The sequence below is a fragment of the Streptomyces sp. NBC_00582 genome, from assembly GCF_036345155.1.
Lineage (GTDB): Bacteria > Actinomycetota > Actinomycetes > Streptomycetales > Streptomycetaceae > Streptomyces.
Map to the genome: position 1 here is coordinate 732,885 of NZ_CP107772.1, position 16,477 is coordinate 749,361.

Annotated in this window: 1 protein-coding gene; it reads right to left on the reverse strand. The window is 73.0% G+C overall.

The features are described from left to right. Positions 1-16: 16 nt before the first annotated feature. Positions 17-16,435, reverse strand: a complete 16,419-nt coding sequence (locus OG852_RS03315) for a type I polyketide synthase (RefSeq protein WP_330347002.1) — start codon at positions 16,433-16,435, stop codon at positions 17-19. Positions 16,436-16,477 lie beyond the last annotated feature (42 nt).

A 16,477-nucleotide genomic window follows, 5' to 3' on the forward strand; every position in this document is an offset into this window, starting at 1 on the left:
CGCCCGAGCCGGGTGGTCAGATCCCGAATTCCTTGTCGATCAGGTCGAACATCTCGTCGTCCGTGGCCCCGTCCAGTTCGGCGATCGCGTCGTCCGTCTCGTCGGCGGTGTCGGCGCCGGTCCACATCGCCAGCAGTCCACGCAGCTTCGCCGTGATCTCCGGGTGGGCCTCGCCGCCGCCCCCGGCCTCGGTCGCGAGGACCCCCGCCAGCCGGTCGATCTCGGCGACGACCCCGGACGTCCCGGCCCGCCCCTCTTCCGAGCCCAGGAGTTCGGCGCCCAGATACCGCGCGATGTCCACCGGCGCCGGGTAGTCGAACACCAGGGTCGCCGGCAGCCGGAGTCCGGTGGCCGCGCCGAGCCGGTTGCGCAGCTCCACCGCGGTCAGCGAGTCGAACCCGGCCTCCCGGAACGCGCGGCCCGGATCCACCGCGTCGGACCTGGCGTGTCCCAGGACCACGGCCGCCTGCTCGCGCACCAACTCGACCAGCGCCGCAGGACGTTCGTCGGCTCCCAGGCCGGCCAGCCGCTGCCGCAGCGCGTCGGCGTCCGCCCCGGACGCGACGTCCCGCAGCGCGGTCTCGGCCTCCGGGATCTCTCCCAGCAGGGCGGTACCGCGTCCGGCGGTGAACGCGGGGGCGAACCGCGTCCAGTCGACCCGTGCCACCACGCCGGCCGGATCGCCGGCGCCCACCAGTCGCTCCATCGCCACCAGGGCGGGCTCGGCGTCGAGTCCGGTGAGGCCGCGGCGGCGCAGATACTCCTCGACACCGCCGTCGGCCGCCATGCCGTCCTGTGCCCACGGCCCCCAGGCCACGGACGTGGCCGGAAGCCCGGCCGCCCCGCGCCGCTCGGCGAGGGTGTCCAGGTAGGCGTTGGCGGCGGCGTAGTTGCCCTGGCCCGGCGATCCGACGGAACCCGCGAAGGAGGAGAACAGCACGAAAGCCGACAGCTCCCGGTCCCGGGTCAGCACGTCGAGGTTGTGCGCGGCGACGGCCTTGGCGCGCAGGACGGCCGCGAAACGCTCCGCGGTGAGCGCCTCCACGAGCCCGTCGTCGAGGACGCCCGCCGTGTGCACCACCGCGTCCACGGGATGCTCGGCCAGCAGCGCCGCGAGAGCGTCCCGGTCGGCCGCGTCGCAGGCGGCCACGGTCACCCGTACGCCCGAGGCGGCGAGTTCGTCGCGCAGATCCGGCGCACCGGGCGCGTCGAGGCCGCGTCGGCTGATCAGGACGAGGTGCTCGGCGCCCTGCGCGGCGGCCCAGTGGGCCACCCGGGCGCCCAGCGCGCCCGTCCCGCCCGTGATCAGCACGGTGCCCGAGGGACGCCATCCCGCGCCGAGGTCGCCGGGTGCCGTCCGGCCGAGCCGTCGCCCGAAGACACCGGTCGCCCGGATCGCCACCTGGTCCTCTCCCGAGCGGCCCGCGAGGACGCCGACGAGACGGCCCGCGGTGCGCCGGTCCACGGCCTCGGGCAGGTCGACCAGACCACCCCAGGTTTCCGGGTGCTCCAGCGCCGCGACCCGGCCCAGTCCCCATACCGCGCCCTGCGCCGGGTCGGGCGCCCGGTCGGACCGGTTCACCGAGACCGCCCCCCTGGTCAGCGCCCACAGCGGCGCCGCGAGGTGGGCATCGCCCAGCGCTTGCAGGAGTACGGCGGTGGCGGCGGGGCCGACCGGAACACCGTCACCGGCGTCCGGGCGCCCGACGTCCGCGGCGTGCTCGCCGTGCGGCCCGGGCACACCGAGGAAGGACAGGACACCGGCGAGAGGCTCCTCCCCGGCCGCCGTGACCAGCAGCGAGGCCAGCGCGACCCGGTCGGTGCCGGGCTCGTACACGACCGGCACCAACTCGGCGCCGTACGCAGCGAGACCCTCCAGCACGGCATCGCTCCAGGTGTCTTCCGCCGGCCCGGCGGGCAGCACGGCCAGCCAGCGGCCCGGCAGCGCGCCGCCGGACACCGCGCCGAGCGGCTTCCACGTGATGCCGTAGAGCCAGTCGTCGACCCTGGACTGCTCCTGCTGTCCGCGCCACCACGACGACAGCGCCGGCAACAGCCCGTCCAGCGCGTCCGGTGCCACGCCGAGCGAGTCGGCCAGCGTACGGGCGTCGCCCCGCTCGACCGCGGTCCAGAACCCGGCGTCCGCGCGGTCGGCGGAGCCCGCCGTCGACTGGCCTCCCAGCCGCGCGCCCTCGGGCCAGAAGCGCTCACGCTCGAAGGCGTAGGTCGGCAGGTCCACCACGGTGGCCCCGGCCGGAGCGAAGACGGCCCGCCAGTCCACCTGGCCGCCGTGCAGATGCAGCCGCGCGATCGCGGAGAGGATCGAGTGGGTCTCGGAGCGGTCCTTGCGCAGGGCCGGGGTCAGCAGGCGCCCCTCCGCGTCACCCTCGAGACCGGCCTGGGCCAGCGCGGTCAACGTGCCGTCCGCACCCAGCTCCACGAACCGGGAGACACCCTGCCCGTCCAGACACCCCACCGCAGCCGCGAACCGCACCGGCCGACGCACATGCTCCACCCAGTAATCCGACGACGTCAGCTCCTCGACCGTCGCCGCCTCACCCGTGACCGTCGACACGACCGGTATCCGCGGCAGCCCGTACGACAGCCCCTCGGCCACCACCCGGAAGTCCTCCAGCATCGGCTCCATGAGCGGCGAGTGGAAGGCGTGGCTCACCCGCAACGCCGTGACCTTGCGGCCCTGGACGCGGAAGCCCTCCGCGATCTCCTCGACCGCGGACTCCGTACCGGAGATCACCACGGCCTGGGGGCCGTTGACCGCGGCGATGCCCACCTCGTCGCCGAGGAGGGGCAGCACCTCGTCCTCGGTGGCCTGGAGCGCCACCATCGCACCGCCGGCGGGAAGGGCCTGCATCAGCCGGCCCCGCGCCACCACCAGACGGCACGCGTCCGCCAGCGACCACACCCCGGCGACGTGAGCGGCCGCGATCTCACCGATCGAATGCCCGGCGAGGACGTCCGGACGCACACCCCACGACTCCAGCAGCCGGAACAGCGCCACTTCGAGGGCGAACAGGGCCGGTTGGGTGAACTCCGTGCGGTTCAGCAGGTCGGCGTCCTCACCGAACACCACCTCCCGCAGATCGAAGGGGAGTTCCGCGTCCACCGCGTCGAAGGCCTCGGCGAAGACGGGATATGTGGCGTACAACTCCCCGCCCATGCCCAGGCGTTGCGAGCCCTGGCCCGCGAACAGGAAGGCGAGCCGTCGGCCCGAGCGGCCGGGTGTGCCGGTGAGGACGGTGGTGTCGTGCTCGCCGATCGCCAGTGCGCGCAGTCCACGCAGCACTTCGGCGCGGTCGGTGCCCAGGACGACGGCGCGGTGCTCCAGCCAGGGCCGGAGGGTCGACGAGAGGCCGAGGTCGCTCAGGCGCAGTCCGGGGTCGGCGTCGAGGTGAGCCCACAGCCGTTCGGCCTGGCCGCGCAGAGCGCCCTCGGAAGCGGCGGACAGCGCGATCGGAGTGAGGAGCCGCTCATCCGGCACCGGGGCCGGTTCGGGGGTGTCCGTGTCGGGTGACTGCTCGATGATGACGTGGGCGTTGGTGCCGCTGATACCGAAGGACGACACGCCTGCGCGCCGGGGACGCTCCTCCGGCTCAGGCCACGGCCTGTTCTCCGTGAGCAGCGTGATGTCGCCGGCCGACCAGTCGACGAAGGGCGACGGCTCCTCGGCGTGCAGGGTGCGCGGCAGGACTCCGTGCCGCATCGCCATCACCATCTTGATCACACCACCGACACCGGCCGCCGCCTGCGTGTGACCGATGTTGGACTTCAACGAGCCCATCCACAGGGTCTGTTCGCGGTCTTGGCCATAGGTCGCCAGCAGCGCCTGCGCCTCGATCGGGTCACCCAGCGGCGTCCCCGTACCGTGCGCCTCCACCGCGTCCACATCGGCGGGCCGCAGACCGGCACCCGCCAGCGCCTGCCGGATCACGCGCTCCTGCGAGGGACCGTTGGGGGCGGTCAGGCCGTTGGAGGCGCCGTCCTGGTTGACCGCCGAACCCGCCACCACCGCGAGCACGCGATGACCGTTGCGCCGCGCGTCCGACAGGCGCTCCAGCACCAGCATGCCGATGCCCTCGGACCAGGCGGTGCCGTCGGCTCCGGCACCGAAGGACTTGCAGCGGCCGTCGGAGGCGAGGCCACGCTGCTGGCTGAAGTCGACGAAGGTGTCCGGCGTGGACATCACCATGACACCGCCGGTGAGGGCGAGATCGCACTCGCCGGACCGCAGCGACTGCGCGGCCAGATGCAGGGTGACCAGGGAGGAGGAGCAGGCGGTGTCGACCGTCATCGCCGGGCCCTCCAGGCCGAAGGTGTAGGCGATACGGCCGGAGTGGACGCTGCTGGTGTTGCCGGTGAGCAGGTAGCCGTCGGAGTCGTGCTCCCCCTCGCGCAGGCAGGAGTTGTAGTCCTGGCCCATGACACCGGCGAACACCCCGGTGCGGCTGCCGCGCAGTGCGGTCGGGTCGATGCCGGCCCGTTCCAGGACCTCCCAGGACACCTCCAGCAGCAGCCGCTGCTGCGGGTCCATCGCCAGTGCCTCGCGCGGCGAGATCCCGAAGAGTCCGGCGTCGAAGTCCGCCGCGTCGTAGAGGAAACCGCCTCGCCGGACGTAGGTCGTGCCCAGCCGGCCGGGCTCGGGGTCGTACAGCTCCTCCAGGTCCCATCCGCGGTCGGTCGGGAAGTCACCGATCGCGTCGCCGCCCTCGCTGACCAGTCGCCACAGGTCCTCGGGCGACTCGACGCCGCCGGGGAACCGGCAGGCCATGCCGACGATGACCACGGGGTCGTCGTCCGTGCCCTTCCAGGCGGGCAGCCCCGCGCCCCGGGCCTCGGCTGTGTCGCCGGCGAGCGCGGTCAGCAGGTGCCGGGCGAGCGCGAGGGGCGAGGGGTGGTCGAACACCAGCGTGGCGGGCAGGCGCAGCCCGGTGGTGGCGTTGACGCGGTTGCGGAGCTCGACCGAGGTCAGTGAGTCGAAGCCCAGTGTCTTGAACGCCTGGCCCGGCTCCACGTCGGTGGCGGAGGCGTGTCCGAGCACATGGGCCACCAGGCCGGAGACCAGTTCCAGCAGGAACGGTTCGCGCTCGGCGGAGGGCAGGGCCAGCAGCCGGGCGCGCAGCTCGTCGCCACCGGTGCCGTGACCGCCGGTGTACGCGGTGCGCCGGGCGGGGTCGCGCACCAGCCCTCGTACCAGCGCGGGCGGGTCGGGGAGTTCGCGCAGCGCCCGGAGGTCGAGGTCGACGGGGAGGAGGAAGGCGGGTTCGCGGTCCCGGAGCACGGCGTCGAGCACCGCGAGGCCCTGCTCGGCGGCGAGCGGTCGTACGCCGCCGCGTGCCATGCGCTTCAGGTCCGCTTCGGTCAGCTCGGCGGTCATGCCCGCGCCTGGAGCCCAGGGGCCCCAGGCGAGTGAGACCGCGGGCAGACCGAGGTTGCGACGGCACCGGGCGAGGGCGTCCAGGTAGGCGTTGGCCGCGGCGTAGTTGGCCTGTCCGGCGCCGCCGAAGGTGGCCGACACCGAGGAGAACAGCACGAACGCGGCCAGGTCCAGGTCACGGGTGAGCGCGTCGAGGTGCGCGGCCGCGTCCGCCTTGGGACGCAGCACCGTGAGCAGTCGTTCCTCGGTCAGCGAGGCGAGTACGCCGTCGTCGACGACACCGGCGGTGTGGATCACTCCGCTCAGCGGGCGGTCGTCCGGGACCGACGCCAGCAGGCTCTCCAGGGCCTGCCGGTCGGCCACGTCACAGGCAGCGACGGTGACGTCGGCGCCCAACGCGGTGAGCGCCGTGGTGAGTTCGTCCGCGCCCGGCGCCTCGGGTCCGCGTCGGCCGGCCAGCAGCAGGTGGCGTACGCCGTGCTCGGTGACGAGGTGACGCGCGACCAGGGCGCCCAGGCCGCCGGTGCCGCCGGTGACGAGGACGGTGCCGTCCGCGAGGCGCCGCGAGGCGCTCTCGCCACCGGTGGGGGCGGGTGAGGAGGGGCTGGGCAGGGGGGCGTGGACCAAGCGGGGTACGAGTATCTCGTCGCCTCGGACGACCAGTTCGGCTTCGGCGGCGGGGAGATCCGGTCCGGTGAGAAGCGCGACCAGTGTGTTCCAGGACCCCGGCGTGCCGTCCAGGTCGGCCAGCGCGATACGGCCGGGGTTCTCCGTGCGGGCCGAGCGCAGGAGACCCCACAGAGCGGCCAGCGCCGGATCGGACTCCTCGTTCGGCCGCGCTGCCACCGCTCCCCGGGTGACGACGACGAGCCGGGCCTCCGCGAGTTCGTCGGCCGCCAGCCACTCCTGTACGAAGGTGAGCGCGGCGGCGGTGACGGCGTGGGCCGCGGCGGCGGAGCCGCACAGCGAGGCGTCGGCCGGCCCGCTCCACGGCAGCAGCACGGTCTCGGGGACGGGGTCGCCGTCGTGCACGGCTCGGGTCAGCTCCGACCAGGTACGGGCGGGGACGACTGGGTGTACGGCGGTCGGGTGGTCGTCGGGGGCCGCGTGGTCCGTCAGCAGGACCGTACGGCCGTCCGCGGTCAGGGCCGTCCCGGAAGGGGGCGGAGCCGAGGGCAGGGCCGCCGACCGCAGGGGCGTCCAGTCGATCACGTACGTTCCGGCGGAGGCGCCCGCGCCCACGGAGGAGGCGTCGCCCACCCCCTCGGTGGGCACCTCGCGCAGGACCAGCGATTCGACCGTCGCGACCGCGCCACCCGACGGGTCGGCCACGTGCAGGGACACCGCGTCGGGGCCGGCCGGAGCCACCCGCACCCGCAGGGCGCGGGCCCCGGACGCGTGCAGCGACAGCCCGCGCCAGGAGAAGGGCAGTCGTCCGGCGCCCGCGTCACCGAGGGGACCGAAGAGGACGGCGTGCAGGGCTGAGTCCAGCAGCGCGGGGTGCACTCCGAAACGGCCCGCGAGCCCCTCGTGCTCCTCCGGCAGGACGACCTCGGCGAACACCTCGTCGCCCCGCCGCCACACGGTGCGCAGCCCCTGGAACACCGGCCCGTACGCCAGCCCGGCGGCGGCGAACCGGTCGTACACGTCGGCCACGGGGCGGGGCTCGGCACCCTGCGGGGGCCAGACGGCAAGGTCGGATCCGGCGCCCGTGGGTGCCTCCGCCGCCGTGTCCGAAGCGAGCAGACCGTCGGCGTGCAGCACCCACGGTGTGTGGTCCGAGGCGTCCTCGGGGCGTGAGTGCACCTCCACCGTGCGGCGTCCCGTGTCGTCGGCCTCGCCGACCGTGACCCGCAGGCGGACCATGCCCTGCTCCGGCACCAGCAGCGGCCTCGCGATCGTCAGCTCCTCGACCCTGGTGCAACCCACCTGGTCACCGGCGCGCAGTGCCAGCTCGGCCCAGCCCGTCCCCGGGAAGACCACCGCGCCCAGGACGTCGTGGTCCCGCAGCCACGGGTGGGAGTTCAGCGCGACGCGCCCGGTCAACACCGCTCCCCCGTCGGCGAGTTCCACGGCGGCGCCGAGCAGCGGGTGCCCGGCGGCGTCGAGACCGGCGGCGGCCAGGTCGCCGGGACGGCTGTGCGACGCCTCGGGCCAGAACCGCTTCCGCTGGAAGGCGTACGTCGGCAGCTCCACGGCGTCGGCACCGCGGGCGGGCAGGACGGCACGCCAGTTCACGTCGGCGCCCGCGGTGAACAGCGTGGCGAGGGCGGCGAGGGCGGCCGGTGCCTCGGGCCGGTCCTTGCGCAGCACCGGCACGAGGACCGTGCCCTCGGTGTCGTCGAGGGAGGCCTGCGCGAGGGCGGTCAGGGTGCCGTCCGGACCGAGCTCGAGGGAGCGGGTGACGTTCTGGCCGGCGAGAGTCCGCACGGCGTCGGCGAAACGCACCGGGCGGCGCACATGACTGACCCAGTAGTCCGCCGACATCAACTCCTCGGCGGTGGCCGCCTCACCCGTCACCGTCGACACCAGGGGAAGCTTCGGCCGCTCGTACGTCAGCCCCTCCGCGACCTTGCGGAAGTCCGCGAGCATCGGCTCCATCAGCGGCGAGTGGAAGGCATGGCTGACCCGCAGCGCGGTGACCTTGCGGCCCTGTGCGCGGAAGCCCTCCGCGATCTCCTCGACCGCGGGCGCAGCGCCCGAGATCACCACGGCCTGGGGTCCGTTGACCGCGGCGATGCCGACCTCGTCGTCGAGGAGGGGCAGCACCTCGTCCTCGGACGCCTGGAGCGCCACCATCGCACCGCCCGCGGGAAGGGCCTGCATCAGCCGGCCCCGCGCCACCACCAGACGGCACGCGTCCGCCAGCGACCACACCCCCGCCACATGCGCGGCCGCGATCTCACCGATCGAATGCCCGGCGAGGACGTCCGGACGCACACCCCACGACTCCAGCAGCCGGAACAGCGCCACTTCGAGGGCGAACAGAGCGGGCTGCGTGAACTCCGTGCGATTCAGACGCTCGGCGTCCTCACCGAACACCACCTCCCGCAGATCGAAGGGCAGTTCCGCGTCCACGGCATCGAAAGCCTCGGCGAACACCGGGTAGGCGTCGTACAACTCCCGCCCCATCCCGAGGCGTTGGGAACCCTGTCCGGCGAAGAGCAGAGCCGTCTTCCCCGCCCGCGTCAGCCCTGGGGCGTCGGAGCCCTCCGTCAGCGCGCGCAACCCCCTCAGCAGTTCGTCCCGGTCGGCGGCCAGGACGACCGCTCGGTGCTCCAGGACGGTGCGTGTGGTGGCCAGCGCGAAGGCGGCATCGGCGAGGGAGAGGTCGGGTTGTGCTTCTACGAAGGCCGCCAGGCTCTCGGCCTGGGCGGGCAGTCCAGTGCCGGCCGCGGACAGCACCCACGGCAGGACTCCCGGGCGCGTCTGCCCCTCGTCCGTACCGGGGATGGTCTCCGTGTCGGGGGCCTGTTCGAGGATGACGTGGGCGTTGGTGCCACTGATGCCGAACGACGAGACACCGGCACGGCGGGGACGGTCGGCCGACCCGGGCCACTCGGTGGTGTCGGTCAGCAGGGTGATCTCCCCTGCCGTCCAGTCGACGTGCGAGGAGGGCTCGTCCACGTGGAGGGTGCGGGGCAGCACACCGTGCCGCATCGCCATCACCATCTTGATCACACCACCGACACCGGCCGCCGCCTGCGCATGACCGATGTTCGACTTCAACGAGCCCAACAGGAGGGGCTGTTCACGGTCCTGGCCGTAGGTCGCCAGCAGCGCCTGCGCCTCGATCGGGTCACCCAGCGGTGTGCCGGTGCCGTGTGCTTCCACCGCGTCCACATCGGCGGGCCGCAGCCCGGCACCCGCCAGCGCCTGCCGGATCACCCGCTGCTGCGAAGGACCGTTCGGCGCGGTCAGACCGTTGGACGCGCCGTCCTGGTTGACCGCCGAACCAGCCACCACCGCGAGCACACGATGGCCGTTGCGTCGGGCGTCCGACAGGCGCTCCACCAGCAGCAGGCCCACACCCTCGGACCAGGCCGTGCCGTCCGCGCCGTCCGAGAACGCCTTGCACCTGCCATCCATCGCAAGCCCCCGCTGCCGCGAGAACTCCACGAACATCTCCGGACCGGCCATCACCGTCACACCACCGGCCAGCGCCAGATCGCACTCACCCGAGCGCAGCGCCTGCGCCGCCAGGTGCAGGGCCACCAGCGACGACGAACACGCCGTATCGACCGTCACCGCAGGACCCTCGAAACCGAAGGTGTACGCGATACGGCCCGAAGCCACACTGCCCGTCGAACCGGTCAGCAGATAGCCGTCGGAGTCGTGTTCCCCGGCGCGCATGCAGGAGCCGTAGTCCTGGGTGATCGCGCCGGCGAAGACACCGGTACGGCTGCCCCGCAGGGTCGCCGGGTCGATCCCGGCCCGCTCCAGCACCTCCCACGACGTCTCCAGCAGCAACCGCTGCTGCGGATCCATCGCCAATGCCTCACGCGGCGAGATGCCGAAGAGCGTGGAATCGAACAGGGCGGCGTCATAGAGGAAACCGCCCTCACGGACGTAGGTACGACCGACCGTGCCCGGCTCGGGATCGTAGAGCCCGTCGAGATCCCACCCACGGTCTGTGGGGAACCCGCCGATCGCGTCGCCACCCTCGCTCACCAGCCGCCACAGGTCTTCGGGCGAACCCACCCCGCCCGGGAAACGGCACGCCATGCCGACGATCACGACCGGATCGTCGGTCACACTCGTCGGCGCGGGCAGTACGGACGCCGTGTCGTCGGTCTCGTCCCCGTCCGACACCTCGGACAGGAGGTACCGGGCCAGGGCGGCCGGGGTCGGGTAGTCGAAGACCAGCGTGGCGGGGAGCCTCATGCCGGTGGCGGCGCTCACGCGATTACGGAGCTCCACCGAGGTCAGCGAGTCGAAACCGAGGGCCTTGAAAGCCTGCTCGGCCTCCAGGTCGGCGGCGGACGCGTGGCCCAGGACGGCGGCGGCCTGTCCGCACACCAGGTCCAGCAGGAATTTCTCCCGCTCGGTCTCGGGAAGCTCTCTGACCTTGCGGCCGAGGTCGGCCGCCCCTCCGACCGCCGCCCGTGCCTCAGCAGCCCGGCGCCCGGGCGCACGCACGAGCGAGCGCAGCAGATCAGGGACCTGGCCTCGCCTGCGGAGCACTGCGAGGTCGAGATTGATCGGCAGCACCGCCGCCCGTTCGAGTGCCGGGCCGATCTTCAGCGCGGCATCGAACAACCCGAGGCCCTGCTCGGGAGCAAGGGGCTGCATGCCCTCGCGTGCCATGCGGCGCAGGTCCGCCTCGGTCAGCTCGGCGGTCATACCCGCGCCCGGCGCCCAGGGGCCCCAGGCGAGTGCGGTCGCGGGCAGGCCGGAGGAGCGACGCATGGTCGCGAAAGCGTCCAGGAACGCGTTCGCGGCGGCGTAGTTCGCCTGTCCCGGGCTGCCGAAGCTACCGGCGACGGAGGAGAAGACGACGAAGGCGGACAGGTCGGCGTCGCGCGTCAGCTCGTGCAGGTGCGCGACGGCATCGACCTTCGGCCGCATGACCTTCGCCAGCCGGTCGGGGGTGAGCGAGGCGACCACACCGTCGTCGAGGACACCCGCCGTGTGGACCACCGCGGTCAGCGAACGCGCGGCGAGCACCGCGGCGAGCTGGTCACGATCAGCCACATCCAGTGCAGCGACCTCGACCTCGGCACCCAAGCTCCCGAGTTCCGCTATGAGTTCGGTCGCGCCCGGCGCGTCGAGGCCGCGCCGGCTGGCCAGCAGCAGATGCCGTACGCCGTGCTCGGTCACCAGACGGCGGGCCACCAGCGCGCCCAGACCACCGGTACCACCCGTCACCAGCACCGTCCCGTCCGGATCCAGCGGCGCCGGAACGGTCAGAACCACCTTGCCGACATGCCGCGCCTGCGACAGATACCGGAACGCCTCCGCAGCCCGCCGCACATCCCAGCAGGTGACCGGCAGCGGCTTGAGCACCCCCGCCTCGAACAACACCACCAACTCGGCCAGCATCCGGCCGATCCGCTCCGGATCCACATCCATCAGATCGAACGCCTGATAAACCACACCCGCATGCTCGGCAGCCACGACCTGCGGGTCCCGGACATCGGTCTTGCCCATCTCCAGGAACCGGCCACCACGCGGCAGCAGCCGCAGGGAGGCATCCACGAATTCCCCGGCGAGCGAGTCCAGGACGACGTCCATGCCCCGGCCACCGGTGGCCGCGAGGAAGGCCGCCTCGAAGCCGGTGTCGCGGGACGAGGCGATGTGCGCCTCGTCCAGGCCCAGACCCCGCAACGTGTCCCACTTGCCGGCACTCGCCGTACCGAACACCTCCGCGCCCAGGTGCCGAGCCAGCTGCACCGCCGCCATACCCACACCACCGGCCGCCGCATGCACCAGCACCGACTCGCCCGACCGCACCGAGCCGAGCTCGGTCAGCGCGTGGTACGCCGTCAGGAACACCACCGGCGCCGACGCCGCCTCAGCGAACGTCCAACCCGCCGGAATACGCGCCACCTTCCGCGCATCCGCCACCGCCACCGGCCCGAACGAACCCGAGAACAGGCCCATCACCCGGTCACCGACCGCCAGCCCCGAAACACCCGGGCCGACCTCGGTGACCACACCCGCACCCTCCAGACCGAAGTCCTTCGCGTCGCCGGGGTACATGCCCAGCGTGTTCAGCACATCACGGAAGTTGACACCCGCCGCACGCACGGCGATACGAACCTGCTGCTCCGCCAGTTCGTCCGAGGAAACCCCCCGCAACGCCAGGCCCTCCAGCGTCCCCTTCTCCGCGATGTCCAGCCGCCACGCAGACTCCCCCGCCGGAACCGCCAGCCCCGCGTCCGACACCGCACGCACCAGACGCGGAACGAAGACGCCCCCCGCACGTACCGCGTACTCGGACTCGCCGGAGGCCAGCGCACCGTTCACCACGGCCCACGACTCGTCCGTGCCGTCCACGTCGAGCAGCGCGAACCGCCCCGGATTCTCCGCCCGCGCCGACCGCACCAGACCCCACACCGCCGACAGCACCGGATCCACCGCCGCGCCGTCCCACGCCACCGCACCCTCGGTGACGACCACCAGACGGCCACCCTCGAACCGCTCCTCCGCCAGCCACTCGGTGAGGAGGCCGAGCACCTGCCGGGTCATCGTGTGGGCGGACTCGGCCGTGTCGTCGGCCGGGCGCTCGACTCGAACGAGCACATCGGCGGGCAGGGTCTCGTCGGGTTCCGGCAGGGCGGTACGGACAGGCGCCGGGACGGGGCCCGGGCTCGCGGGGATCTTCACCCAGTCGGTCTGGAAGAGGTGGTCGACGTGACCGTTGTCCACCGCCACCAGGTCACCCGAAGCCTCCCGCAACACCAGCGACTCCACCGACGCCACCAACCCACCCGCCGGATCCGCCAACTCCAACGCCACCGCATCCGACCCTACCACCACCATCCGCACACGCAACCCACGCGCACCCGCAGCCCACCACGACACACCCGACCACGAGAACGGCAACCGCGCCCGCCCATCACCCAACACCGACGTGAAGCCCACCGCATGCAACGCCGCATCCACCAACGCCGGATGCGCCCCGAACCGCTCCGCAACCCCTTCCTGCTCCTCCGGCAACCCCACCTCGGCGAACACCTCGTCCCCACGCCGCCACACCCCACGCAACCCCCGGAACACAGGCCCGTACGACAGACCCAGCCCCGCGAAACGCTCATACACCCCCTCGACCGGCACCACCACCGCATCCCGCGGCGGCCACACACCGAAATCGAAACGGTCGACAGGCGGCGTGTCCGAGGTCTCGGAGAGCGCGCCGGTCGCATGGAGGGTCCACGGATCGGAGTCGAGGGCGTCGTCGGCACGGGAGTGGATCTCCAGCGTGCGCCGGCCGGCGTCGTCCGCCGCACCCACCCGCACCTGAACCCGAACCCCACCACGCTCCGGCACCACCAACGGCGCCGCGATCGTCAGATCCTCCACCCCGCCACAACCCACCTGCTCACCAGCCCGCAACGCCAACTCCAGGAACCCCGTCCCCGGAAACACCACCACACCCCCCACCACATGATCACGCAACCACTCCTGCGCACCCACCGACAACCGACCCGTCAACAACACACCGTCCCCACCGGCCAACTCCACCGCGGCACCCACCAACGGATGCCCCGCCGCACCCAGCCCCACCGCACCCAGATCCCCGTGTGCCGATCCTGCGTCCCGGGACCAGAAGCGGCGCCGCTGGAACGCGTAGGTCGGCAGGGGGACCTGCTCGCCGGGGACCGTCCGCTCGTCGTGGGCGAACGCCGTCTCCCAGCGGACCGGGAGACCGCTGACGTGGAGCCGGGCGAGGGCGGCGAGGAAGGTGTCGGGCTCGGGCCGGTCCTTGCGCAGGGCGGTCGCGAAGACGTGGGATCCGCCGTCCAGGCAACTCTGGGCGAGGGCGGTCAACTGGCCGTCGGGGCCCAGTTCGAGCAGTCGGCCCACCTTGCGTTCCGCCAGGGTGCGGACGCCGTCGGCGAAGCGGACCGGGCGGCGGACGTGCCGCACCCAGTAGTCGGGGGAGGTGAGTTCGTCGGGGTCGGCGAGGCGGCCGGTGACATGGGAGACCACGGCGATGCGCGGGGGGCTGTAGGTGAGGGTCTCGGCCACGGCCCGGAAGTCGTCGAGCATCGGGTCCATCAGCGGGGAGTGGAAAGCGTGGCTGACCCGCAGGGGGGTGACCTTGCGGCCCTGGGAGCGGAAGCCGTCCGCGATCTCCGCGACCGCATCCGCCCTACCGGAGATCACCACTGCCTGGGGCCCGTTGACCGCCGCGATGCCCACTTCGTCACCGAGGAGGGGCAGGACCTCGTCCTCGGTGGCCTGGAGCGCCACCATCGCACCGCCGGCGGGAAGGGCCTGCATCAGCCTGCCCCGCGCCACCACCAGACGGCACGCGTCCGCCAGCGACCACACCCCCGCCACGTAAGCGGCCGCGATCTCGCCGATCGAGTGACCGGCGACGACGTCCGGGCGCACACCCCATGATTCCGCCAGCCGGTACAGGGCCACTTCCAGCGCGAACAGGGCCGGTTGGGCGTGCTCCGTCCGGTTCAGCAGGTCGGCGTCCTCGCCGAACACCACCTCCCGCAGGTCGAAGGGGAGTTCCGCGTCCACGGCGTCGAAGGCTTCGGCGAAGACGGGGTAGGTGTCGTACAACTCTCGGCCCATGCCCAGGCGTTGGGAGCCCTGGCCGGTGAACAGCACGGCGAGTCGTCCGCCGGGTCGGACGCTCCCCTTGACGGTGTGGGGGTGGGACTCGTCGGAGGTCAGGGCGGTGAGGCCGGTGCGCAGGTCGGCGAGGGTGCGGCCGGTGATCACGGCCCGGTGTTCGAAGGTGGAGCGGGTGGTGACGAGGGCGCGGCCGATGGCGGCGGGGTGCGGGTGGGGCTCGTCGTCGAGGTGTGCGAGCAGGCGTGCGGCCTGTGCTTGCAGTGCGGTACGACTGCGGGCGGACAGCACCCAGGGCAGGGGGCCTTCGTCGCCGGTCGGCCGGTCGGGGCCGGTCGTGGGAGCGGCCGCGGCGCGTGCCCGGTCCGTCTCGCCCTGCGGGTCGAGCGGCTCGGGGGCGGGTGCCTCCTCGACGATCAGGTGGGCGTTGGTGCCGCTGATGCCGAACGAGGAGACGGCGGCGCGGCGCGGCCGGTCGTCGGGGCGGGGCCAGGGCTGCTCCTGGGTGAGCAGGCGGAGCTCGGCGGCGGTCCAGTCGATGTGCGGGGACGGCTCGTCGGCGTGCAGGGTGCGGGGCAGCAGGCCGTGGCGCATGGCCAGGACGAGTTTGATGACGCCGGCGACTCCGGCGGCCGCCTGGGTGTGTCCGATGTTGGACTTCACCGAGCCGAGCCACAGGGGGCGGTCCTCGGGGCGGGCGGCGCCGTAGGTGGCCAGCAGCGCCTCCGCCTCGATGGGGTCGCCGAGCGGGGTGCCGGTGCCGTGCGCCTCGATGGCGTCGATGTCCTCGGCGGACAGGCCGGCGTTGGCCAGGGCCGAGCGGATGACCCGTTCCTGCGCGGGGCCGTTGGGGGCGGTCAGGCCGTTGGACGCGCCGTCCTGGTTGACCGCGCTGCCGCGGATCACGGCGAGGACGGGGTGGCCGTTGCGGCGGGCGTCGGAGAGGCGTTCGAGGAGCAGCATGCCGACGCCCTCGGCGGGGCCGAAGCCGTTGGCGGCGGCGGAGAACGCCTTGCACCGGCCGTCGGCGGCGAGCGCGCGTTGCCGTCCGAAGTCGACGAACATCTCGGGGCCGGACATGACGGTCACGCCGCCGCCGAGTGCCAGGTCGCACTCGCCGGAGCGCAGGGACCGTACGGCGAGATGGAGCGCCACCAGCGAGGAGGAGCACGCCGTGTCGACCGTGACGGCGGGGCCCTCCAGGCCGAAGGAGTAGGCGATCCGGCCGGAGGCGACGCTGATGGTGCTGCCGGTGAGCAGATGGCCGCCGAGGTCGGCCTGGGAGTCGTGGGAGCGGGGCAGGTAGTCCTGGGCGATGGCGCCGACGAAGACGCCGGTGGACGAGCCGCGCAGGGAGGCCGGCAGGATGCCGGCGCGCTCCACGGTCTCCCAGGAGGTCTCCAGCAGCAGCCTTTGCTGTGGGTCCATGGCCTGGGCCTCGCGGGGCGAGATCTCGAAGAACTCGGCGTCGAACAGCGGCGCCTCGTGCAGGAAGCCGCCTTCGCGGACGTACGAGGTTCCGGGTCGGTCGGGGTCGGGGTCGTACAGCGCGTCCAGGTCCCAGCCGCGGTCGGCCGGGAACGGGGAGACGGCGTCGGTCCCCGAGGCCAGCAGCCGCCACAGTGCCTCGGGGGTGTCGGCCCCGTCGGGGAAGCGGCAGCCCATCGCGACGATCGCGACGGGTTCCTGCTGCTGTTCCTCGAGGTCCTGCAGACGTTTGCGTGTCTGACGAAGGTCGGCCGTGACCAGCTTGAGGTAGTCCCGCAGCTTCTCTTCGTTGCTCGCCATTCGATGCCACTTCCTAGGAGGAGCCCCGAGGGGATCCGGAGA

What these genes read in the sequence shown, in the direction of transcription:
- OG852_RS03315 (WP_330347002.1), bottom strand. Translation starts at nt 16,435, where the DNA reads ATGGCGAGCAACGAAGAGAAGCTGCGGGACTACCTCAAGCTGGTCACG.